At 61.6% G+C, this 22,198-nt stretch carries 19 protein-coding genes; 10 read left to right on the top strand and 9 right to left on the bottom strand.

From position 1 onward, the window contains the following. Positions 1-41 precede the first annotated feature (41 nt). From AC788_RS12275 to AC788_RS12265, 3 genes are all read left to right on the top strand, one after another. Complete coding sequence (locus AC788_RS12275; protein ID WP_049860877.1) at positions 42-800, top strand: SDR family NAD(P)-dependent oxidoreductase; 759 nt, start codon at positions 42-44, stop codon at positions 798-800. Positions 801-979: 179 nt separating this feature from the next. After that, the gene (locus AC788_RS12270; protein WP_049860876.1) at positions 980-1,771 is read left to right on the top strand and encodes an outer membrane protein OmpK; all 792 of its coding nucleotides are present in this window, start codon (positions 980-982) and stop codon (positions 1,769-1,771) included. 222 nt (positions 1,772-1,993) lie between these two features. Continuing rightward, positions 1,994-2,770 (top strand): substrate-binding domain-containing protein, encoded by a 777-nt coding sequence (locus AC788_RS12265; RefSeq protein ID WP_049860875.1) that lies wholly within the window; start codon positions 1,994-1,996, stop codon positions 2,768-2,770. 61 nt (positions 2,771-2,831) lie between these two features. Here AC788_RS12265 and AC788_RS12260 read toward each other — a convergent pair whose 3' ends face one another. Next, positions 2,832-3,722 carry a LysR family transcriptional regulator gene (locus AC788_RS12260; RefSeq protein WP_043192710.1) on the bottom strand — a complete coding sequence of 297 codons (891 nt, stop codon included), beginning with the start codon at positions 3,720-3,722 and terminating at the stop codon, positions 2,832-2,834. Between the two features lie 157 nt (positions 3,723-3,879). Between AC788_RS12260 and AC788_RS12255 the strand changes: the two genes are divergently transcribed. The 3 genes from AC788_RS12255 to AC788_RS12245 all read left to right on the top strand — a co-directional run bounded on the left by AC788_RS12255 (position 3,880) and on the right by AC788_RS12245 (position 7,636). Continuing rightward, a complete protein-coding gene (locus AC788_RS12255; protein WP_049860874.1) occupies positions 3,880-4,962 on the top strand; it encodes a 4-oxalomesaconate tautomerase in 1,083 nt (360 codons plus the stop codon). A gap of 77 nt (positions 4,963-5,039) precedes the next feature. Then, the gene (locus AC788_RS12250; protein ID WP_043192708.1) at positions 5,040-6,344 is read left to right on the top strand and encodes a CitMHS family transporter; all 1,305 of its coding nucleotides are present in this window, start codon (positions 5,040-5,042) and stop codon (positions 6,342-6,344) included. 101 nt (positions 6,345-6,445) lie between these two features. Then, a complete protein-coding gene (locus AC788_RS12245; protein ID WP_236690516.1) occupies positions 6,446-7,636 on the top strand; it encodes an OprD family porin in 1,191 nt (396 codons plus the stop codon). Positions 7,637-7,645: 9 nt separating this feature from the next. On the opposite strand, the gene hrpB is transcribed toward AC788_RS12245, so the two are convergent. Further along, the gene (gene hrpB / locus AC788_RS12240; protein ID WP_049860872.1) at positions 7,646-10,153 is read right to left on the bottom strand and encodes an ATP-dependent helicase HrpB; all 2,508 of its coding nucleotides are present in this window, start codon (positions 10,151-10,153) and stop codon (positions 7,646-7,648) included. 78 nt (positions 10,154-10,231) lie between these two features. Then, positions 10,232-10,669 (bottom strand): YqaA family protein, encoded by a 438-nt coding sequence (locus tag AC788_RS12235; RefSeq protein ID WP_043192698.1) that lies wholly within the window; start codon positions 10,667-10,669, stop codon positions 10,232-10,234. Between the two features lie 191 nt (positions 10,670-10,860). Here AC788_RS12235 and AC788_RS12230 point away from each other — a divergent pair, with 191 nt between their 5' ends. Next, entirely contained in the window at positions 10,861-11,148 is a 288-nt protein-coding gene (locus AC788_RS12230; RefSeq protein WP_049860871.1) for a winged helix-turn-helix transcriptional regulator, read from the top strand. Positions 11,149-11,226: 78 nt separating this feature from the next. Here the strand turns inward: AC788_RS12230 and AC788_RS12225 are convergent, their stop codons facing one another. Continuing rightward, positions 11,227-12,288 carry a hypothetical protein gene (locus AC788_RS12225; protein WP_049860870.1) on the bottom strand — a complete coding sequence of 354 codons (1,062 nt, stop codon included), beginning with the start codon at positions 12,286-12,288 and terminating at the stop codon, positions 11,227-11,229. 70 nt (positions 12,289-12,358) lie between these two features. After that, entirely contained in the window at positions 12,359-13,375 is a 1,017-nt protein-coding gene (locus AC788_RS12220) for a hypothetical protein (RefSeq protein ID WP_152965743.1), read from the bottom strand. Positions 13,376-13,805: 430 nt separating this feature from the next. On the opposite strand from AC788_RS12220, the gene AC788_RS12210 reads away from it, so the two are divergent. Continuing rightward, positions 13,806-14,225: a hypothetical protein gene (locus AC788_RS12210; protein WP_049860867.1), complete on the top strand. Its 420-nt coding sequence runs from the start codon at positions 13,806-13,808 to the stop codon at positions 14,223-14,225. An 8-nt stretch (positions 14,226-14,233) separates the two neighbouring features. Further along, a complete protein-coding gene (locus AC788_RS12205; RefSeq protein ID WP_049860866.1) occupies positions 14,234-15,103 on the top strand; it encodes a cation diffusion facilitator family transporter in 870 nt (289 codons plus the stop codon). Positions 15,104-15,293: 190 nt separating this feature from the next. Here AC788_RS12205 and AC788_RS12200 read toward each other — a convergent pair whose 3' ends face one another. After that, a complete protein-coding gene (locus tag AC788_RS12200; RefSeq protein WP_049860865.1) occupies positions 15,294-16,322 on the bottom strand; it encodes a DUF6515 family protein in 1,029 nt (342 codons plus the stop codon). 473 nt (positions 16,323-16,795) lie between these two features. Here AC788_RS12200 and AC788_RS12195 point away from each other — a divergent pair, with 473 nt between their 5' ends. Next, positions 16,796-17,281: an Lrp/AsnC family transcriptional regulator gene (locus AC788_RS12195; RefSeq protein ID WP_049860864.1), complete on the top strand. Its 486-nt coding sequence runs from the start codon at positions 16,796-16,798 to the stop codon at positions 17,279-17,281. Positions 17,282-17,399: 118 nt separating this feature from the next. Here AC788_RS12195 and AC788_RS12190 read toward each other — a convergent pair whose 3' ends face one another. The 3 genes from AC788_RS12190 to AC788_RS12180 form a co-directional block, all read right to left on the bottom strand. Further along, positions 17,400-17,966: a pseudouridine synthase gene (locus AC788_RS12190; protein ID WP_161804300.1), complete on the bottom strand. Its 567-nt coding sequence runs from the start codon at positions 17,964-17,966 to the stop codon at positions 17,400-17,402. A 117-nt stretch (positions 17,967-18,083) separates the two neighbouring features. Further along, a complete protein-coding gene (gene amn, locus AC788_RS12185; RefSeq protein WP_049860862.1) occupies positions 18,084-19,553 on the bottom strand; it encodes an AMP nucleosidase in 1,470 nt (489 codons plus the stop codon). An 80-nt stretch (positions 19,554-19,633) separates the two neighbouring features. Beyond that, complete coding sequence (locus AC788_RS12180) at positions 19,634-22,060, bottom strand: hybrid sensor histidine kinase/response regulator (protein ID WP_049860861.1); 2,427 nt, start codon at positions 22,058-22,060, stop codon at positions 19,634-19,636. Between the last annotated feature and the right edge of the window lie 138 nt (positions 22,061-22,198).

Genomic DNA, 22,198 nt, shown 5'->3' with positions numbered 1-22,198 from the left:
GATTTTTGAACTGTCGATTTTTAAGCTGTCGAGGTTTCCACATGAGCGGTACTGTTTTCATCACCGGTGCGACGTCCGGTTTCGGGCGGGCCACGGCCCGTCGTTTTGCCCAGGCCGGCTGGTCGCTGATCCTCACCGGGCGGCGCCTGGAGCGCCTGCATGCCCTGCTGGATGAACTGGGCGCGCAGGTGCCAGTGCATGTTGCTGCGCTGGATGTGCGCGATGCCGCAGCGGTCGCGGCCGTCGTCGCCGGTTTGCCCCCGGCCTTCCAGCGCGTGACTGCACTGATCAACAACGCCGGCCTGGCCCTGGCCCCGGTACCGGCGCAACAGGCCAACCTGGCTGACTGGCACACCATGATCGACACCAACGTGACCGGCCTGGTCAACGTGACCCACTCGGTGCTGCCAGCACTGCTGGAAACCGGCGCCGGGGCCAGCATCATCAACATCGGCTCGATCGCCGGTGAGTGCCCCTACCCCGGCAGCCACGTCTATGGCGCGAGCAAGGCCTTCGTCAAACAGTTTTCCTACAACCTGCGCTGCGACCTGCTGAGCACCGGTGTACGGGTCACCGACCTGGCGCCCGGAATCGCCGAAACCGAGTTCACCCTGGTGCGCACCCAGGGCGACCAGCAGGCCGCCGGCCAGGTCTACCAGGGCACCACGCCACTGACGGCGGAAGATATCGCCGAACAGATTTTCCACGTCGCCACCCTGCCCGCCCACATCAACATCAATCGCCTGGAAATGGTCCCCGTGCGTCAGGCCTGGGGACCGTTCGCGATCGATCGCGACTGAAACAAGAAGCGTCGTCCGGCCCGTTTCGGCCAGCAAGACGCCAGCGCAACAAGCCCGCGCCCCGCACGGGGTCGGGAAGCCAACTCGGTTGTCTGCCCACAACTTCGACGCCCGGTCCACGACATCTGTCGGACCAATGCCGGTGCGCCATAAACACCACATTGATTGATGGGTAAAACATGAAAAACGCTTGGGGAGCATCACTGTGCATGTTGGGTCTGCTGGGCGCTGGCAGTGCTCATGCTGAAGGGCCATTGCTGTGGCACGGAGAAAGTCTGACCTACCTGTACGGCAAGAATTACAAGGTCGATCCGGCGATACAGCAAACCGTCACCGTCGAACACGCCAGCGCCTGGACGTGGGGCGACCTGTTCGCCTTCGTCGACAACAGCTGGTACAACGGCGCGCGATCCGGCAATGGCCATTACAGCCTCTACGGCGAATTCAGCCCGCGTTTCAGCGCCGGCAAGTTGCTGGGTCAGGACCTCTCATTCGGACCGGTGAAAGACGTGCTGCTCGCCACCACCTACGAGTTCGGCGATGACGACGTGGATGCCTACCTGATAGGTCCGGGCTTCGACCTGGACATTCCAGGCTTCGACTATTTCCAGCTGAATTTCTACTACCGCAAACCCGACGGCAACCGCGTGCCTTCCGGCGCCTGGCAGATCACCCCGGCCTGGTCCTACACCTTGCCGCTGGGCAATTCGAACCTGTTGATCGACGGTTTCATCGACTGGGTGGTGAACAACAAGAGCGGCCATGGCAACAACCAGTCCGACTACCACGCCAACCTGCACTTCAACCCGCAGATCAAGTATGACTTGGGCAAAAGCCTGGGCTACGAAGCCAAGCATCTGTATGTGGGTGTGGAATACGATTACTGGTCCGACAAATACGGCATCAAGGATGACGGCTCTTTCACCACCGACCAGGACACGGCGAGTTTGTTGGTGAAGTATCAGTTCTAGATCTCACTTTCGTGCCCGGCAGGCAACTGACCGGGCACGGCAGAACCCACCAGCACCGCCGAAATTTTCCCTGCCTGAACGGCGGGCTTCGAACGCCGAATAGCGCATTGATCGCTTTCGCGCATCGATTCATGCGAAATCAACAATTACCCTGACGCCCGGTTTGCCCGAGAATGCTCTGTTACAACTGGTTACAAACCTCTCGAAAGCGTTGGAGACACCATGAAATCGTTCGTCAAAACCCTGCCCGCACTGGCCCTGGCCGCCTTTGCGCTGAGTCCTCTCGCCCAAGCCCAAGAGCTGACCGTGATGACGTCCGGTGGCTTCACCGCCGCCTACAAAAGCCTGGCTCCTGGCTACACCAAAGACACTGGCAACACCCTGACCACCATTCTGGGGCCGTCCATGGGCAAGGCGCAGGAAGCCATTCCCAATCGACTGGACCGTGGAGAACACGCCGACGTGGTGATCATGGTGGGCTACGCGCTGGATGAGCTGATCAAGCAGGGCAAGGTCGACGCCAGCTCGCGCGTCGAACTTGCCGATTCGCGCATTGGCCTGGCGGTCAAGGCCGGCGCAGCGAAACCTGCCATCGGCACCGACGCCGAGCTCAAGCAGACCCTGCTGGCGGCGAAGTCAGTGGCCTACTCCGACAGCGCCAGTGGCGTCTACATCGAAAAACAGCTGTACAAGAAACTAGGCATCGAGGATCAACTCGCGCCCAAGAGCAAGATGATCGAGCGCATTCCCGTGGCTTCCGTGGTCGCCAAGGGCGACTACCAGCTGGGCTTCCAGCAAGTCGCCGAACTGCTGCCGATTCCCGGCATCACCTTCGTCGGCAAGATTCCGGAAGACGTGCAGTCGGTGACTCGCTACGCCGCCGGCATTCCGAAAAACGCCCAGCATCCGGCCGAAGCCAAGCAACTGCTCCAGTACCTGGCCTCACCCACTGCACAGGAAGCGGTACGTGCCACCGGGCTGGATTCGGTTCCGCGCTAAGCGCCCTGGCAACTGGCCGATGATCGTTCGACCTGGGGCGCCTGCGCCTCAGGTCGGGTGACTATTGCGGCCACTGCTCCAGCAAGATCGCGACGAACTTCTCGGCGGCGGGCGACAGCGAGCTGCCCCGGCGCGTGACCAGGCCCAGGGTTCGGTCTACGACCGGCTCGATCAGCGGCACGCTCACCAAGGTAGGATGCTCCCCGGCCGGCATGGCCAGGCTGGGCATCACCGAAATACCCAGACCGGCCTCCACCAAGCCCAGCGACGTGGACAGATGCTGCACTTCGTAGAACCATTTCAGGCGCCAGGGCAAACCTGCCAGGGCGTTGTCGAGCAGCATGCGATTGCCGCTCAGCCTGCCGACCCCTATCAACTGATGGCCCGCCAGCTCAGTCCACTTCACCGACTTGCGACTCGCCAGCTCATGATCGCGTCGGCAGGCAAGCACGAACGGCTCCTTGACCAGGGCATGGAACTCGATGTCCGGATGCTGGCCGCTCATCATGTTGATCCCGAAATCCGCCTCGCCCCGCAGAACCGCCTCCAGCCCCTCGTTGGCACTGAGGTCCAGAAGCCTGATGCGAATCTGTGGGTATTGCTGGTTGTAGATACGAATGACCGACGGCAGGAAATAGAACGCCGCCGTGGGAATGCACGCCAACGTCACCTGCCCTACCTGCCGCTCGGCCAACTCCTTGATGTTGAGGATGGAGTCTTCGAAATCGTCGAGCAGGCGCCGCGCCTTGGGCAGGAAATCGCGCCCGACGCTGGTCAGGCTGACGCGGCGAGTGGTCCGGTCGAGCAAAGATGTACCCAGACCTTCTTCGAGCTTCTTGATACGCCGGGTCAGTGCCGGCTGAGAAATGTGCAGCTGATCCGCCGCCTCGTGAAAGCTGCCCACTTCGGCGATTTTCACGAATGATCGTATATCGACCAGCTCATATTGCATGAATTTCACTCTCCAACACTGGAACGCTCCAGTCGATTCTTTATTTCGTTTGATGGAATAATCACTACGATCTTTGCATTGGATCTAGCAATTCAAGCTGTGTAAATCTTCACTCCAATACATCAATGACGTCCATTGATTACCAGAGTCGTGACTTATGCAACTGATTCCTTGCGTACTGATGCGTGGCGGGACCTCCAAAGGGCCGGTGTTTCTGGCCTCCGATTTACCGGCAAGACCAGCCGAGCGCGATGAGATGCTGCTGGATGCGATGGGCTCCGGGCACGAGCTGGAGATCGATGGCATTGGCGGCGGCAGCCCGCAAACCAGCAAGGTGGCCATCGTGTCTCGCTCCGATCACCCGGACGCGGACGTGGACTACCTGTTCGTCCAGGTGATGGTTTCGCAACGACGCGTGGACACCGCGCCCAACTGCGGCAACATGCTCTGCGCGGTCGGCCCGTTCGCCATCGATCAAGGCCTGGTCCAGGCACAGCCAGGGGTGACTCAGGTGCGCATCCGCAATCTCAATACCGGCACGTTCATCTGCGCCGATGTGTGCACGCCCAACGGCGAGGTCACCTATGAAGGCGATACCGCGATCGACGGCGTACCTGGCACCGCCGCCCCCGTGGGGCTGACCTTTCTCGATGCTGCAGGAAGCAAGACCGGCAAGCTGTTTCCCACCGGTGCCACTGTCGACTGGTTGGGCGATGTGCCGGTAACGTGCATCGACATGGCCATGCCGATGATGCTTGTCGAAGCGTCGCAGATGGGCAAGACCGGCAATGAAACCCCGGCAGAGCTCGACGCCGACAAGGATTTTCTCCGCAAGCTGGAAACCCTGCGCTTGCGTGCGGGCCTGTTGATGGGGCTGGGCGATGTGACCGACAAGGTCATTCCCAAGCCTGTGCTGGTAGCCCCGCCCCAGGCCGGCGGCACGCTGCAAGTGCGCTACTTCATGCCGCATAATTGCCACAAAGCCTTGGCCATTACTGGCTCGATCGGATTGGCAACCGCCTGTGTCACCGACGGGACCGTGCTGGAGCGGATGCTGGGCCAGCGCCACCAGAAGCGCCTGACCACGGTGAAGATCGAACACCCCAGCGGCGCAATCGAAGTCAGCCTGTCCTACGTCGGCCACGACGCCGGTACCGTTCGAGCCTCGGTCGTGAGAACGGCCCGCCGATTGTTCTCAGGCACTGTCCACGTGCCAACGACACACCGATTGGCCGGTTGAGGCCACACCCGCTCTAACCTGTGTGACCCGCTTTCGCATCAGCGCAACTCCCCAAATAACTACAAGAGATAACTCATATGCTGGCGCTGTTAGGCTTAGCCATGGTGGTCGTGTTCACCTACCTGATCATGTCCAAACGCTTGTCCCCCATCGTCGCACTGACCGTGGTACCGATCGTGTTCGCCATCATCGGCGGATTCGGCGGAACCACCGGCAAGATGATCCTCGATGGCCTGAAAGTGGTCGCACCGTCCGCTGCACTGCTGCTGTTCGCCATCCTGTTCTTCGGTCTGATGATCGACTCCGGCCTGTTCGACCCCTTGATCCGCAAGATCCTCAAGAAGGTCAACGGCGATCCGGTGAAGATCGCCATCGGCACCGCACTGTTGTCGCTGACCGTGGCACTGGACGGCGACGGCACCACCACCTACATGATCACCTGCGCAGCCATGCTGCCGCTGTATAAGCGCATCGGCATGAACCCGATGGTCCTGGCCACCGTGGCCATGCTGGCGCTGGGCATCATGAGCGGCATGTCGCCCTGGGGCGGCCCCGCCACCCGTGCCATTGCCGTGTTGGGTATCGATGCGAGCGAGTATTTCATTCCGCTGTTGCCGACGATGGCGGGCGGCGCCGCTTGGGTGGTGTTCACCGCGTACCTGCTGGGCAGGGCCGAACGCAAGCGCATCGGCAGCGTGCACCTGCAGAGTGGCGGCGGCGAGTGCTACATCGAAGCCATTCTGGGCGATACACCGTACAAGCGGCCGAAACTGGTCTGGGTCAACCTGCTGCTGGTGATCGGCGTGATGGTGGCGCTGGTCATGGGCCTGGCCCACTCGGCGGTGCTGTTCCTGATCGGCTTCGTGCTGGCGCTGATGATCAACTACCCACAACTGGACATCCAGAAGGAGCGCATCCTCGCCCACTCCGGCAACGCCATGACGGTGGTCTTGCTAGTGTTTGCAGCAGGCGTGTTCGCCGGCATCTTCAGCGGCACGAAGATGGTCGACGCCTTGGCACAGTCGCTGGTCGACATGATTCCGCCTTCCTGGGGCCACCTGTTCCCCTTGGTGGTTGCGGTGACCAGCATGCCGTTGACCTTCGTGCTGTCCAACGACGCCTATTACTTCGGGGTGGTGCCGATTCTGGCCAATGCCGCCGCAGCCTATGGCATCTCCCCCGTGGAAATCGCCCGCGCCTCGATCCTCGGTCAACCCGTGCACCTGATGAGCCCGCTGGTAGCGTCGACGTTATTGCTGGTCGGCATGGTCGACCGCGACATCGGCGACTTTCAGAAGGCAACCGTCAAATGGGCGGTGCTGACCTCCCTGGTGGTGACCGCCCTGGCCCTGCTGACCGGTGCGATCAGCCTGTTCGCATAACCTCCCGCTACCCATAACAAGAAGAGAATTCACCCATGCGTACACCCCTGATCGGCGGGTTCGCTTTACCGTGCCTGAGCGTTTTGTTGCACGGCTCGGCGATGGCCCAAGGTTTTATCGATGACAGCACCCTGAAGCTGCAACTTCGCAACGTGTACTTCAACGAAAACTTCCGTGATGAAAACGGCCTGAGTGCGCGCGCCGCCGCCACTGCGAAAAGCGAGCGCACCGAGTGGGCACAGGGCGTGCTGCTGGACTTCCAGTCCGGCTACACGCAAGGAACGTTCGGCCTGGGGTTCGATGCCCTCGGCCTGTTGGGCGTGAAGCTCGACTCAGGCCGTGGCCGCAGCGGTACCGGGCTGCTGCCTGTGCACGATGACGGTCGCGCAGCCGATGAGTCGACCAGCCTGGGCCTCACCGCCAAGGCGCGCTTCGCGCAAACAGTGGTCAAGCATGGCACCCTGCTGCCCAAGACACCGGTGCTGGTCTACAACGATGCGCGCCTGGTCCCGCAGACCTACCAGGGCACCCAGCTGGTCAGCAAGGACTTCGATGACTGGCTGCTCACCGCCGGCCAGCTCGATCAGTTCAAGCTGCGCGACTCCACCGACAGCCGCTCGATCATTCCCGACGGGTATTCCGGCAGAGAAGGTGGCGACTTCACCTACGCAGGCGCCGACTACACGGTGAACAAACAGCTGCGGCTCAGCTACTTTCGTGGCCAGCTCGACGACTTCTACAGCCAGGACTTCTTCGGCCTGCTGCACACCCTGCCGCTGGGCGCCGGCGTACTGACCAGCGACCTGCGCTATTTCTTCAGCCGGGATGAGGGCAACCACTATTCCGGAAAGATCGACAATGGCATGTTCAGCGGCCAACTGAGCTTCGCCGTGGCCGGCCATACGGTCGCCGCCGGCTACCAGCGCTTGCACGGCGACGGCGGCCTGCCCTACATCAATGGCGCTACCGTGTACTCGTTCAGCAACGTCGGCATCGGCAAATTCATCGAGGAAGATGAAAAGACCTGGCTGGCCAGCTACGGCTACGACTTCAAGCAGCTTGGGCTGCCCGGCCTGAGCTTCATGACCCGCTACATCAGCGGCTCGGACGGAAAGTCGGGACCTGCCGGTGTGAACGAATGGGAACGCGACATCGAACTCGCCTACGTGGTACCGACAGGCACCCTGAAAGGCCTGGGCGTAAAACTGCGCAACTACGTCTATCGCTCCGACACCGCACGGGGGCGCGACAGCAATCGGCTGTATCTGACGTATGACATTGCAGTGTGGTAGCCGGGGTTTTTACTTGCGAGGTTTGATGCGGGCAGTAGCCTCCGCCACCAACGGATCCTCCGGCCAATAATGCTTGGGATAACGCCCCTTTAAATCCTTCTTCACCTCTTCGTAGGTATTGGCCCAGAAACTCGCCAGATCCTGCGTCACCTGCACCGGTCGCCGCGCAGGCGACAGCAGGTGCAACTTCACCACCTGTCGTCCACCGGCGACGCGCGGGGTCTCGGCCAGGCCGAACAATTCCTGTAGGCGCACCGCCAGAATGGGCGGATACTCGCTATAGTCCAGGCGTACCGATGAGCCTGACGGCACAGCGATGTGGGTCGGCGCCAGCTCGTCGAGTTTCTGCGGCAACGGCCACGGCAGGCTGTTGCGCAGAATGGAGGACAGGTCGAGCTGGCCGAAATGGCTCAGGCGCGTGACCCTGCCCAGGTAGGGCTGCAGCCAGTGCTCCAGCTGTTTCGACAGTGCGGTGTCGCTGACGTCCGGCCAAGGGTTCTGGGCGTCCACTTCTCGCAACAGCATGACCCGTGCCTGCCACTGGCGCAGCTCCGGGGTCCAGGGCAACAGTTCCAGGCCCTTGCGGCGCACCAGCCCGAGCAGGGCCGTGGCGCGAGCGTCGGCGTCCAGGCCTGGCAAGGATTCGCGGCTCAGGATCAGCTCGCCCACTTTGCGCTGACGCTCGGCACGCAATGCTCCCTCACGCTCATCCCAATCCAGCTCATCCACCAGGCGGACCTGATCCTGCAGAACGCTCTCGAACAGTTGCGGATCAAGATCCGCCGCCAGATAGATTCGTTCCTCGCGCTGGCCCTGGCGACTGCCCAGATCGGCGATAACCAGCCAGGCCTGCTTCATGAGTGCGTCGACATCGGCGAACATCGCCGCGCGCCCGTTGCTCAACCGGTATTCGGCCCCGCCGGGGCGCCGCTGCCGGGCGATACGATCCGGGTAGGCAAGCGCCAACAGGCACCCTACCCACTTGGGATCATCTGCATCGGCGACAGCATTCAGCGAGGGTCCTTGCAGATAGGAACGGTACTGCTTCGCCAACTGCTTGGCCCGTTGCGCATCGCGGTGCACACGAGGCCCTGCCAGCATCGCCATTCGGCTGTACACATCGGCACCGCCTCCACGCTGAATGTCGCGCTCCCCCAATAGCGCCGCCAGGTCACAGGCATGCTGAGACAGACCGAGCTCGTGCCCACGGATCAGAAGATGGGCGATACGCGGATGGGCAGGCAACTGCGCCATGGCCTGGCCATGGGCTGTGAGAAGGCCCTTGGCATCCAGAGCACCCAGCCGACAAAGCAAGTCACTGGCCTGGGAAAACGCTGCCGTCGGTGGCGCATCCAGCCAGTGCAACTGATCGGGCGTCACCCCCCAGCGGGCCAGATGCAACGCCAGCGCGGCGAGGTCGGCTTGCTGGATTTCCGGGGTGCTGAAGCTGGCGAGCTGTTCATGCTGGGCTTCTGACCACAAGCGGTAACAGACACCAGGCTCCAGCCGCCCTGCCCGGCCAGCGCGTTGAGTGGCACTGGCTTTGGAAATGCGCTGCGTGGCGAGGCGGGTCATCGAGCTGCGCGGATCGAAACGGGGCACTCGCTCCAAGCCGGAATCGATGACGATCCGCACCCCTTCGATGGTGATGCTGGTTTCGGCCAGGTTCGTGGCCAGTACGACTTTGCGTTTCCCGGACGGCGCAGGCTCGATGGCGGTGCGCTGTTCGCTCAGGGACAGCTCGCCATACAGCGGACAGAGCAGGATCCGTGACGCGTGATCAGGTGGTTGCCTGCCGAGCCAGTCTTCCAGGTCGCGGTGGACACGTCGAATCTCGGCCTGGCCTGGGAGGAACACCAGTACGCTGCCTTCCTGTTCCTCGATCACCTCGATGCAGGTCGAGACGACGCGAGGCTCTACATACTCTCCGGGCTGCGTGGACTTTCCCCAGACCACGTCCACCGGGTACATCCGGCCTTCGCTGCTGACGATTGGCGCACCGTCGAGCAAGGCCGATATCCGCTCGCCGTCCAGCGTGGCGGACATCACCAGCACCTTCAGTGGCGAGTCGTCCCGGAACAGCTCGCGGCCATTCAAGGCGAGTGCGAGCGCCAGGTCTGCGTCCAGATTGCGCAGGTGAAATTCGTCGAAGATGATCAGGCCCACGCCATCCAACGAAGGATCGTCCTGCAGCCTGCGTGCAAGAATCCCTTCGGTCACCACCTCGATTCGAGTCCTGGGACCAACGCGGCTCTCGAGACGGATTCGATAACCGACCGTTTCGCCCACCGCCTCGCCCAGTTCCTTTGCCATCCGTTCTGCTGCTGCGCGAGCGGCCAGTCGACGAGGTTCGAGCATGACGATGGTCTGCCCGGCCAGCCATGGCTGATCCAGCAGCGCGAGCGGAACGCGTGTGGTTTTACCGGCACCGGGCGGCGCTTGCAGCACGGCCTCATTGCGATCGTGAAGGGCTTCGAGGAGCGCCGGCAAGGCGGCGTCAATCGGCAACGAGGTCATGGTCTCTCCGGCAGTGGTGCCGCAATTATACAAGCTACGGCCGGCCGACGGGCGTACTCGGATCCCCATGCGCAGCCGTCATGTCCACCCCAGCGCCACGGCGGCCAGCACCAGATAACGCATGCCTTTGGCCAGGGTGACGATCAGCAGGAAGCGCCAGAAGGGCTCGCGCATGACGCCGGCAACGACGGTCAGCGGATCGCCAATGATCGGCACCCAGCTCAGCAACAACGACCAGTGCCCGTAGCGCAGATAGGACTGCTGGGCCTTTGCGAGCTTTGCCTCGCTCACTGGAAACCAGCGCTTGTGGCGGAATCTTTCAACGCAGCGGCCCAGCACCCAGTTCAGTACAGAGCCCAGTACGTTACCGACTATGGCGACCGCCAACAGGGTCGAAATGACGTAGCGATCGGACAACAACATGCCCACCAGCACCGCCTCGGACTGCATCGGCAGCAACGTGGCGGCACCGAACGCTGCCAAGAAAAGCCCCAGGTAACTGGTGAGTTCAAACATCAAGGACTGGCCTTACAGGTTCGGGCCGATCCAGCCATGGAGACCGGTCGCCCTGCTCAGGGATTCCTGCGTCATGTTGCTGCTCTTGTGCTCGAATCGGCCAGTATCTGCCTTTACACAAGACCTTCTTCCCGCAACGCTTTCTGAACCGCTGGACGAACCTTGACCCGGTCATACCAGGCACGGAGGTTATGCAAATCGTCGAAGTGAATGTCGGCTTTGCGCTCAGGCGAGACATCCACGTTATCTCGCAACGAATGCTGACCCTGGATTTACGTGCGCTCGAGGAAGCGGGGCTCGTGAAACGCACGGTACTTCCCACCGTGCCTGTCACGGTTGAATATGAACTCACCGCTGACGGACGGCGCTTGGAGCCTGTAGTCGAGGTCATGAAACACTTTGGGCCATGGGTCAAAGGGCGCGAATGCGGAATCGCAAAACGCCCCAGTAGACTGCGCGGTAGACCGCAGGTCAAATAAGCGCATCACTGGGGAGCTACGCCCGGCATGATTACCGGACGTCAGAGATCGACCTCCTGATCGAATGCCCTGTAGGTGTCATGCGAATTTGAAATCCATAAGGCCAATGACGGGCAAACCTGAACCTCGTTCGATGAGCACACTTAGCACGCCGGAATTGATAGGCAAAAGCGCGCGCGGCACATGCCAGTGCAATGCTTGACCTACCTCTTCCGGTTGAACAACACGCTCACTGTAGAGCCAGTACTGAGTCATGATCTTATCGGACCCCACACCGACACTGAATGTCAGCCGATCTTTGGCTGCCATGCCTTCATAAGGCTGGATGAACGCATCCAGATCCTCATCGAAAGAACCACTGTCTCTTGGACCTTCACGCTTCTGGCTAGGAAAGAAGGGCCTGGGCTGGTGACTTTCGACCTCGAACGTACTCTGACGGCCTTGTATGTGATTGCCTAGAACCAGCACAGTGTAGAAAATCGTCAAGTGCCCACCGACCAAGGGTGTAAGTACTTCAGGAGATAAATGCACGCGCAGACCTGTTTGCAGATCAGCTTCCTTGATTTCGATGTGTTCGACCCAGCTACCGCCCGGCGCTGAGCCCGCCCCATATAGAGAGACGATCTCGCCTGCTTGGCGATCAGGCCCCAGCCTTAGTAACAAGTCCGCCCCCTGCCCAGCAACGGAAGCCGGTATCCGCCCTTCCCAATTCCCAACGGCTCCGACGATGCGCACGCACGGGGTCGCCACGTCAAAGTCAAAGAGTGTCGGGTCTGTACCCAGGTACTCGCCTTCGGAGGGATTCAGGGCCAGCTGCAGAATGACATGTTGATTAGCGAAACTGCTTGCGAGCTCGGCCTTGAGCACGGCCGATACTTGTGTGCCAACCTTCCAATCTGCAGGAATCCAGATGACGGGTTCCCCTCCGCCACGCTCCTCCCAATCCATGAAAAATCCGACGGGATCGTCCCTGTTCCAATGGGCCGGGGCCGTCGCCAAAACGATTAGATCCGACGTCAACTGCTCAGCTGACACGAAATTATCTACCGCACCGTCAATCGTTACATGCCCCGACTGCGAAGCTTTACCGGACAGGGAATAACGGTTAACGAAATCACTGGAATTTATCAACTTACTCATACCAAACTCCTCGCGCAGCACAGCCACGCAAACATGCACTCAACCCTACCGAGAATTTAAAAATAGAACATTAGACACCTATGAATCGCGTAAAGGGCGCCGACACTATCGAACCGTCCACAAGTTCGGAAAAGCTGTAGACATGCAAACCCTCATCTATTTCCTGTTGGGGATAAGCCACTTCGAATGGTACCTGGCCGTCATAGACTCGCGCCTGCATGTCATAATTGAAGCCTATGCTGTTTCGAAATTTCGGAATTACCAAGATTACCTGCCGCGCCCCCTGCGTCATTTGCAAAGGCGGTAGCATTGTCAAAACTTGCTTCTGGGCGGGGAACACTCGAAACTCTCCGGACATCAGCTCGTTATCATTAGAGCGTGCAACTTCCAGAACCACATCCCCCCGCACCCGGTAAGTCGCTACGGGACCCTTTCGCTCCAGACCGGCGTTGCTTACGGTGTACCAGATATGAACATGCGTATTACCCGCCAACCTGGCCACGTCGCCATCAACCACGACACTGAGTGGCTGGCCAACATCGTGACTTTCCACTTCGATATGCCGGACGAAGCCGCCTACGCCCCTCTCACCTATCAAATACACGCTTACGGTGTCTTCTGCTTTCATCTCATCGTAGGGAAGAACTATTAGTTCGAGTCTGGTAGCCGTAGCAGACCAAGGAATGATATAGCCTTCTGCAGCCGGTACCTGGACTTCGTGCAGCTTGACGGCAAAATCATAAAAGCTGGACTCGGATCGAACAATGCCGTTAAAGGAATAACGCAATTCAATCCTCTCACCCTTCAGTTGCAGCGCCTCACTGGCGGGCATATGAATCGGTGGAAACTGTCCATTCTGGCTACGCGTGTTATAGAATTTTATCTCCTTATAGCCAAGAGCTATGACATCGGCCGTTTTATCAGGCAATTCTGTGTCGGGGACGCGAAGCGTCAAACCCTGCTGCAGCGCATCGGCACTGATGACACCATCGACGGCTTCATCAATCGAAGGTGCAGGAAGTTCGACGCGGCTACCTTGAACGTTTTTCAATGACAAGTATTTTTCAGCTGATATGTAGGCGACCATGATATGCCCCTTCTGAGGTGCGTTGACGGACTCGAAAGCTATTTTGAACCTTAGTTTATCCACAACACTTCACAAGGTATTTTTCCAGATAATCTTTATACACAATTCTCCATATTAAAAAAAATGGTACATCGCCCAACTGAAACTGACGGCACCTGCATTTATCGTAACTGCTTCGCCACCCGACACATTTAAGCTCCAGGTGTCCGACGTAAAAGATTCCTGGATTAAAGATTGATCAACCTGACGCGCTTCAGCCGGCCGCACGAGGACACCCGCCTTCGAGGCGACCACCGCACGGCTAGTCGATGGATGCCGCCGTTTCCATTACAGTAACGAACGTGACTACTCAAAACTGTCCATCGAGCGGTCCTGCTGTTGGCTCTGGCCATTTGCTTGTATCTTTGAGCCCTGACTTTCGGAGATGTACATGCGTATTCCCCAACGTTTGCTCTGCGGCGCCGTTGCCGCTGCCCTGATGACCCAGTTGACCGCTTGCGGCACCTTGTTCTGGCCCGATCGGCGCGGGCAGATCGAAGGCCGTATCGACCCGGTCGTGGCGGCGCTGGATGCCATCGGGATCCTGTTCTATGTGATTCCCGGGTTGATCGCCTTCGGCGTGGACTTCGCCACGGGCGCGATCTACCTCAACGACGGTAAGACCGCGCAGATTTCGCCGGAAAAACTGCAGCCAGCGGTCGGTCGCGATGGCAAGGTGGACAACCTGAAACTGCAGGCCATTCTTGAAACCGAACTGGGCCGCAGCCTGCCGCTCGACGATCCACGCCTGATCCAGCACAAGGGCAGTGTCGAACAGCTGGCCATGTATGGTCTGAAGCCCGCCGCTTAAGGATTGCGATGCCAACCAGCAAGGAACATGCGCGCCTGCTTCGCCTCGCGACACGGGCGTCGCTGGCGGTGGCCAGCATTCTCATCGTGGCCAAGGCCGTGGCCTGGTGGCTCAGTGGTTCGGTGAGCCTGCTGGCGGGGCTGACCGATTCGGTGCTCGACGGTGCGGCGTCGTTTCTCAATCTGCTGGCGGTGCACTATGCGCTGCGTCCTGCCGACGATGATCATCGTTATGGGCACGGCAAGGCCGAGGCCTTGGCGGGGATGGCCCAGGCGTTGTTCATCGGGTCCAGCGCCGTGCTGATCGGTTATCAGGCGTGGAAGCAGTTGCAGGATCCCCAGCCGCTGGGCGCTGCGGGGGTGGGCATCGCGGTGATGATCCTTTCCCTGGCCCTGACCGTGGCGCTGTTGGCCCTGCAATACAAGGTCATCCGCGAAACCGGTTCGACGGCTGTGCGCGCGGACTCGCTGCATTATCGTTCGGACCTGCTGCTCAACGGCAGCATCCTGGTGGCGCTGGTCCTGGCCAGCTATGGCTGGCCGCAGTTGGATGCCTTCTTTGGCCTGGGCATTGCGCTGTACATTCTGTGGAGTGCGGTGCACATCGCCCGCGAAAGCACGGCGATCCTGATGGACCAGGAGCTGCCGCTGGATGTCAGCGAACAGATGCTGGCGTTGGCGTGCAATGTGCCGGGGGTGCTCGGTGCTCATGACCTGCGCACGCGCATGTCGGGCAACCATTGGTTCGTGCAGGTGCATCTGGAGTTGCCGGGGCAGTTATCTTTGGCCGAGGCCCACGGCATCTGCGAGGACGTGGAAGCGGCCATCGAAAGCCAGTACCCACGCGCCGAAGTTCTGGTTCACGCCGATCCCATTTGAGAGAAACGCGGTCAGCCTGCAAAACCGCAGTGCTCCCGGACGCGGCTTGCACCGCTGCTACAGGGGATCGCGGCGCCCCGTAAACGTACGCCCCCTGTAGCAGCGGCGCAAGCCGCGTCGGCGGTGGATGCGGTGTGTCAGGCAGAACGCGGTGCCTTGTGGCTGCGGCGCAAGCTGCGTCGGTACGCGATCAATTCACCGTGTAGCCGCGTGACGCGAAGCAGTTGGCGAGGCTTTGCCGATACACGCTGACCACTTCGGGCGATGGCGCATAGGTGGCGCTGGCGGGGTCGAAGCGGCTTTGTTCCACGGCCCAGCGCTTGCACTCGTATTGATCCTGGGCAATCTGCTGCGGACTCTGGCCCTGGGCCGGATACGCCGCGACGTCGTAGCTGGTCAAGGTCGGCGCCGGCTGTGGAATGCTGGCATTCACCGGCGGATTCACCACTACATATTCCTGGGTGTTATCGACCCACTGGTAGTAAGTTCCCGCCGCCACGAAGAACACCGAACTGCCGATCCACATGCGCTGCGCGTAATCGGGCAGCACGCGCACTCGAACGCCGCGCGGTGGCTCGATCACAACGTACCGCGGGCCCTGGGGTCGGTACCAATACCCACCCGAATAGTAATAATCCTGGCCTCGATACGGCACGCGATAATTCTGGCCGGGGAAACGGTCGATCACCTGCCCCGGACGATACTGCGGGCCGGGGCCCCAACCGCCACCGTGCTCACCGGGCCAGCGATCACGACCGCCTTCCCAGCGCCGGTCGTTGTCGCGACGCAGGTCCGGGTAGCTGCCCCGCAACGGCGCCTGAGTCTGGCGCACTTCGTCAGGCTTGCCGATGATCGGCGGCCGATTGTCCTGCTGGCCACCTTCGGGGCGACCCTGCTCCGGGCGACCCTGTTCTGGGCGACCCTGTTCCGGCCTGTTGCCCTGCCACTGGTTCGAATTGCCGCCTGGCCGGCCTTGCCACTGCCCCTGATTGCCCTGCACAGGCCGCCCTTGCCACTGGCCCTGATTGCCACCGGGCTGCGGCCGATACTGACCACCCCCGGGTTGCTGACCCGGCCCGGCGTTGCCCCCGCCCGGCCCGCGCTGGCCGCCGTTGGAGCTGCCGCGCAACTGATCCTGCGGACCTTCCGCATACGCCGGCGCGCCTACGGCCAGGCAGAGCGCAGCGACACCGGCAAGACGCCAGAGGGGCGATTTCATGCTGTTCCTCGCAAGATAAGGTGAGCTACTCATCATCAGACTGACAAACCCGAACGCGGTTCTGTGAAGATCCCGTCAGGGACCTGCACAGGTTATCGGCACAAGCAGCCACTTCATGACTGACCCACAACGCCACACTCACTACCGTTTCGCAGGCGAAAAAAAAGGAGACCCGTCGGCCTCCTCTTTCGAACTCTGTCCCTGCTCGACGCTTGTGACGTCGGCTCACCTCACGCCGCCTTCTGGGCAGTGTGCAGCCCGGGGGCCAGCGCAACCCCGGTGGGGGTGGTGGCCGCAACCCGCCTGATTGAGCGGATCGCAGTGGACTCATGTCCGGGCAGTGATTCTGTGGATAACTATAGCGCCGCAGGTGCGGCAGCCGATTGCGAACATTGCTGATTTACACAGCACTTGCGCAATTTTTGCCTTCGCATGGATAATTTGCCGCAACGCAAAACACGAAGGCAGATTTGATGAGCAAACTTGATCGCTATGATTTGAGCATCCTGGCTGAATTGCAGCGTGACGCGCGCATTTCCAACCAGGAACTGGCCGAACGCATTGGTCTCTCGCCGTCGCCTTGCTCTCGGCGCGTCAAGCAGCTCGAAGACGACGGCTACATTTCCCGCCAGGTCGCTCTGCTGGACCGCAAGAAGCTGGGGTTGAGCCTGACCGCCTATGTGCTGATCGGCATGGACCGCCACACCCCGGAACGTTTCGAAACCTTCGAAGCGGCCATTCGCGGACTGCCGCAGGTGCTCGAATGCAGCCTGGTGACCGGCATGGATGCCGACTATCAGCTCAAGGTAGTAGTGCCGGACATGGACCACTATCAAAAGCTGCTGCTGGGCCACCTGACGCGGATCGAAGGGGTGACCAGCGTGCGTTCCAGCTTCGTGCTCAACCAGGTCATGGCCAGCACTGAACTGCCGTTGACTCATCTGCGTAGCCAAGGCTGAGGCCTGAGGCAGGCTGGTAGATCTTCGCGGGCAGAGCCCGCTCCCACAGGGGGCAGGGCCTGAGGCAGGCGGGCAGATCCTCGCGGGCAGAGCCCACTCCCACAGGGGGCGGGGCTTGCTACAGACTGGCGGGCACCTCGCGCCATTCGCCCTGTCCCAGGCCCTCGAGGCTCCAGTCGCCGATGCGCACCCGTACCAGACGCAGGGTCGGCAAGCCCACCGCCGCCGTCATGCGCCGCACCTGACGGTTGCGCCCTTCCTTGATCACCAGTTCCAACCAATGGGTCGGCACGCTCTTGCGAAAGCGCACGGGCGGATCGCGCGGCCACAGGTCCGGCTCATCCAGCAACCGCGCCTCGGCGGGCAAGGTCATGCCATCGTTGAGTTCCACCCCGCAGCGCAAACGCTGCAATTGCGCCTCGTCGGGCACGCCTTCGACCTGCACCCAATAGGTCTTGGCCAGCTTGTGCTTCGGGTCGGCGATGCGCGCCTGCAGTTGTCCATCGTTGGTCAGCAACAACAGCCCTTCGCTGTCGCGGTCCAGACGGCCGGCTGGGTAGATCCCGGCGATGTCGATGAAATCCTTCAAGGTCGCGCGCCCCTCACCGTCGCTGAACTGGGTCAGCACATCGAACGGCTTGTTGAACAGCACCAGCCGAGGTTGGGCAGGTGGCGCCTTGGCCACGCGGCGTTTACCGGCGGCGGGACGTTGCTTGGAGCGAGGAGGCAAAGGCATGACAAAAGGCTTTCGTACGGGCAAGAGCGCTCATGCTAGAGGCCCTTGCCCGCCACGGCAAACCTGTCAGCGGAACGGTGGCTCGTCGAAGCTGCGCAGCTTGCGCGAGTGCAGCGAATTGAGCTGGCTGCGCAGCAGGTTCAAGGCAGCGATGCCGATGTTCAGGTGCTGGCTGACCGCACGGTTATAGAAGGCGTTGGCCGAACCCGGCAGCTTGATCTCGCTGTGCAGCGGCTTGTCGGACACGCACAGCAAGGTGCCGTAGGGCACCCGCAGGCGATAGCCCTGAGCGGCGATGGTGCCGCTTTCCATGTCCACCGCCACGGCGCGCGACAGGTTGATCAGCGGCCGCTCCTGGGCCCAGCGCAGTTCCCAGTTGCGGTCGTCGTAGGTCAGCACGGTGCCGGTGCGCAGGCGCTTCTTGAGGTCATCGCCGCGCTCGCCGGTGACTTGCGCCGCCGCTTCCTGCAAGGCCAGCTGCACTTCGGCCAGGGCCGGGATGGGGATGTTGGGCGGCAGGACCCGATCGAGAATCCCGTCCTGGCGCATGTAGGCGTGGGCCAGGACGTAGTCGCCTATGGTCTGCGACTGACGCAGGCCACCACAGTGGCCGATCATCAACCAGCAATGCGGGCGCAGCACGGCCAGGTGGTCGGTGATGTTCTTGGCATTCGAGGGGCCGACGCCGATGTTCACCAGGGTCACGCCATCGCCGTCCTCGGCGATCAGGTGGTAGGCCGGCATCTGGTAGCGGTGCCAGACCACGCTGGCCACCAGCGCCTGGGCTTCACCGTTGTCCATGCTCTTTTCGATGATCACGTTGCCCGGCATCACCAGGCGCACGAAGCGTGGGTCGTTGCGCAGCTGCTCCAGGCCGTGGGTGACGAACTGGTCGACGTAGCGGTGATAGTTGGTCAGCAGGATCCAGGGCTGCACATGCTTCCAGTCGCTGCCGGTGTAGTGGATCAAACGGCGCAGGGAGAAATCCACCCGCGCGGCATCGAACAGCGCCAGCGGCAGCGGATCGGCCGTGGCCCAATCGTACAGGCCGTCGGCGATACCGTCGGTGGCAGCGGACAGGTCGGTGCTGGGGAACACTCGCGCCAGCGCTGCGGCGGTCACACCGCTGCCGGCCAGCTCGTCGCCCTGGTCGACTACGTAGGGGTAAGGGATGTTCTGTTCGCTGACACCGACTTCGATGGTCACCGCGAAGTCGCGCATCAAGGGCCGCAACTGGTCCAGCAGATAGCCGCGGAAGGCCGCAGGCTGGGTCACGGTCACCGAATAGACACCGGGCAGGTTGACCTTGGCGTAGGCGCGGGTGATGGCCGGCAATTCGCCGTTGTAGGCGTAGGTCAGGCGTAGTTCGGGGTAGCGGAACAGGTCACGTTCGGCCGCATCCGGCTCGCTGCGATCCTTGAGGTAGCGCTTGAGTGCCTGGCTCAGGGCGCGGGTGGCCCGTTCGTGCAGCTCCGCCAACCGATCCACGGCTTGTTCGGCAGTTTCCACAACTACGAAGTCTGGGGCATTACTCATGGGGCATGTCCTGGCTGATCTGGCAGTCTTGCATCTTGCCTGCAATGCCGATGAAAGGCACCCCCGTGACACGTCCCGGGTTATGCCGGAGCCGCTCCAGTCGGAGCATCTGCAGCCAGCACCGAGAGGGGCTTGGGCTGAGCGAGGACGCAGCCATGCAACAGCGCCTGCAGTTCTTCGAAGCGCACCGGACGCGCCAGACACACCGACACACCTGCCTCCAGGCACCGCTCGCGCTGCCCCTGCTGGCCGACATCGATGATCGCCAGCACCGGCAGCCGCTCGCACCCTGGCAGGCTGCGCAGCGCGCGGATGGTCTGCAGGGCGCTTTGGGTCGGCAGGCTGCACTCCATCAGCACCGCATCGAACCGCTCGCGCGCCAGCAGGGCCAATGCGCCTGAACCGTCCTCAGCGGTCCGTACCCGATAGCCGAGCTTGAGCAGCATGCCGCGAACGACCAACTGGTCGACGCTGTTGTCGTCCACCAGCAACACGGTGCATTCGTGGGCGGCGCGCTGGGTACCGAAGGCACCGGCACTGGTGCTCAAGGCACGGCCCGGATGGGCTTCGACCACCCCCAGACGCACGCTGAATTCGAAACAGCTGCCGCGTCCGGGCTCGGACTGGTGATGAAGTTGACCACCCACCAGCCCGGCCAATTGCCGACAGATCGCCAGACCGATGCCCAGCCCGCCGTATTCGCGGGTCATGGAACCATCGAGTTGGTAGAAGCGCTGATAGAGCGTCTCTTCGTCACGATGCGTGAAGCCGATGCCGCTGTCGCTGACCTTGAAGACGACCTGCAGGTGATCGTCCTGCGGCTCGCCGCCGCTGACCCGCACGTTGACGCTGCCTTCGCGGGTGAACTTGATGCCGTTGTCGATCAGGCAGGCCAGGCACAGCGCGAGTTTCTTGACGTCTCCCCGCAGACGATCGGGCAACCCCGCGGCGCGCTCGACGGTGAACGCCAGCCCCTTGGCATGGGCTTGGCGACTGAACTGCATCTGCATGCTGTCGAGCAACGCCTGCAGGCTGAACGGCTCGTTGCGCGGATAGAGCCGCCCGGCCTGCAGTTCGGTCAGGATCAGAATGTCGTCGACCATGCGCATCATGTCCCGCGCCGAGCCTGCTGCCGTGTGTTGATACTGGGCCAGCTCCGGCCCCATGGGTACGGTCTGCATCAGTTCCAGCGAGCCGATCACGCCATTCATCGGCGTGCGCAGTTCGTGGGTGACAGTAGCCAGGAACTCATCCTTCAAGCGGTTGCTCGCCGCCAGCTCCTGGTTCGCCAGTTCAAGCTTGAGCCCGGCTTCCTTGAGGGTCTGTGCCTGCTGGTCGCGCAGCACGTTGATGCGGTCGGCCAGCGCCAGCGACAGCAGGCCGACCTCCAGCGCCGAGCCAAGCTGGCTGGCGTACATGGTGATGAACACATTGGGCAGGTAACCCAACACCATGAGGGTGTTGACGATGCCGCCCAGCAGGAACGCGCTCCAGGCAATGATGAAATAGCGCGCCAGGCGCATGCCGCGCAACCAGGCGACGATACCGGCGGTGAAGATCACCACGGTGAAACACAGCGCCAGCGCGGTGGCCAGGCGCAACGCCAAGGCGTAGCTGGTCGACAGCGACAGCGCCATGACCACGGCGCCGTACACCATCAGACCGATCAGCAGTCGATCCATCCAACGACTGTGGCGGGCGGTCTGTAGGAAACTGCGCGAGAACAGGCAGCCGAAGAACCCGGCCGCGCCGATGAAGAACGGCGTGGCGGCGTTGGCCCACCACGGGTTGTTCGGCCAGAAATACTCGACCCCGGCGCCGTTCACCGACACCTGGTAGAGCCCGAATGAGGCGATATAGACGATGTAGTAGAGATAGCTGCGGTCGCGCACGCTGAGGAAGATGAACAGGTTGTACACCAGCATGCCCAGCAGCACGCCGTAGATCAGCCCGAGCACGTACAGCCGTGAAGGCTGCGCCTCCAGGTACGCATTGGCCGACCACAGGCTTACCGGCGCCTGGACCGAGCCCTGGCTGTGCAGGCGCAGGTACACCGTCTTGGCTTCATCGGGCTGGAAAGGCACTTCGAACAGGTAGTTGTTCTGCTTGATCTGGCGGCTGTCGTACGGCAACGCATCGCCGGTTCGCTGCACCAAGTGGTACTGGCCGGCGGCATCGGGCAGGTACAGTTCCAGGTGATCCATCGGCGGATACGCCAGCTCCAGCAGCCAGCTATGGGGTGATCTGTCGACACGCGGCACATAGCGCAGATCGATACGCAGCCAGAACACCGACTTCGAATAGCCCGCATTGAGCACGTCGGCATGGTGCTGACGGAAGGCCGGGGCCAGGTCGCGGGTGATCTGCTCGATGGTCGCATCGCCGGCCACGTCTTCGTAGACCTGCATCGAGCGGCCGAGCGCAAGGCTGCGCGTGGTCTCGTCGAAGTCGACTGCACACGCCAGCATGGGCAGCAAGGCCATGATCAGGATAAGCAAATAGCGCATACAGCCCCAGCGTGGCACACCTGATCGCATCGGGAAGCCCCCATTCCCTTTGGTTCGATGCAATCGGCACAGCCTGTTATCGATATCGAATGACTCTAGCACAGCGTCTGCGTGCACGACGGGCGGTGCGCAATGTTC

The sequence above is a fragment of the Pseudomonas sp. RIT-PI-a genome, assembly GCF_001187875.1.
GTDB lineage: Bacteria > Pseudomonadota > Gammaproteobacteria > Pseudomonadales > Pseudomonadaceae > Aquipseudomonas > Aquipseudomonas coleopterorum.
This window is presented reverse-complemented; position numbering and strand designations above follow the sequence as displayed.

Bases quoted from the DNA above. Each gene is read 5' to 3' on its own strand.
- AC788_RS12195 (WP_049860864.1), top strand. From the start codon at position 16,796: ATGAGCAAACTTGATCGCTATGATTTGAGCATCCTGGCTGAATTGCAG.
- AC788_RS12270 (WP_049860876.1), top strand. From the start codon at position 980: ATGAAAAACGCTTGGGGAGCATCACTGTGCATGTTGGGTCTGCTGGGC.
- amn (WP_049860862.1), bottom strand. From the start codon at position 19,553: ATGAGTAATGCCCCAGACTTCGTAGTTGTGGAAACTGCCGAACAAGCC.
- AC788_RS12210 (WP_049860867.1), top strand. From the start codon at position 13,806: ATGCGTATTCCCCAACGTTTGCTCTGCGGCGCCGTTGCCGCTGCCCTG.
- AC788_RS12260 (WP_043192710.1), bottom strand. From the start codon at position 3,722: ATGCAATATGAGCTGGTCGATATACGATCATTCGTGAAAATCGCCGAA.
- AC788_RS12255 (WP_049860874.1), top strand. From the start codon at position 3,880: ATGCAACTGATTCCTTGCGTACTGATGCGTGGCGGGACCTCCAAAGGG.
- AC788_RS12200 (WP_049860865.1), bottom strand. From the start codon at position 16,322: ATGAAATCGCCCCTCTGGCGTCTTGCCGGTGTCGCTGCGCTCTGCCTG.
- AC788_RS12220 (WP_152965743.1), bottom strand. From the start codon at position 13,375: ATGGTCGCCTACATATCAGCTGAAAAATACTTGTCATTGAAAAACGTT.
- hrpB (WP_049860872.1), bottom strand. From the start codon at position 10,153: ATGACCTCGTTGCCGATTGACGCCGCCTTGCCGGCGCTCCTCGAAGCC.
- AC788_RS12250 (WP_043192708.1), top strand. From the start codon at position 5,040: ATGCTGGCGCTGTTAGGCTTAGCCATGGTGGTCGTGTTCACCTACCTG.
- AC788_RS12235 (WP_043192698.1), bottom strand. From the start codon at position 10,669: ATGTTTGAACTCACCAGTTACCTGGGGCTTTTCTTGGCAGCGTTCGGT.
- AC788_RS12205 (WP_049860866.1), top strand. From the start codon at position 14,234: ATGCCAACCAGCAAGGAACATGCGCGCCTGCTTCGCCTCGCGACACGG.
- AC788_RS12180 (WP_049860861.1), bottom strand. From the start codon at position 22,060: ATGCGCTATTTGCTTATCCTGATCATGGCCTTGCTGCCCATGCTGGCG.
- AC788_RS12265 (WP_049860875.1), top strand. From the start codon at position 1,994: ATGAAATCGTTCGTCAAAACCCTGCCCGCACTGGCCCTGGCCGCCTTT.
- AC788_RS12225 (WP_049860870.1), bottom strand. From the start codon at position 12,288: ATGAGTAAGTTGATAAATTCCAGTGATTTCGTTAACCGTTATTCCCTG.
- AC788_RS12230 (WP_049860871.1), top strand. From the start codon at position 10,861: ATGCAAATCGTCGAAGTGAATGTCGGCTTTGCGCTCAGGCGAGACATC.
- AC788_RS12275 (WP_049860877.1), top strand. From the start codon at position 42: ATGAGCGGTACTGTTTTCATCACCGGTGCGACGTCCGGTTTCGGGCGG.
- AC788_RS12245 (WP_236690516.1), top strand. From the start codon at position 6,446: ATGGCCCAAGGTTTTATCGATGACAGCACCCTGAAGCTGCAACTTCGC.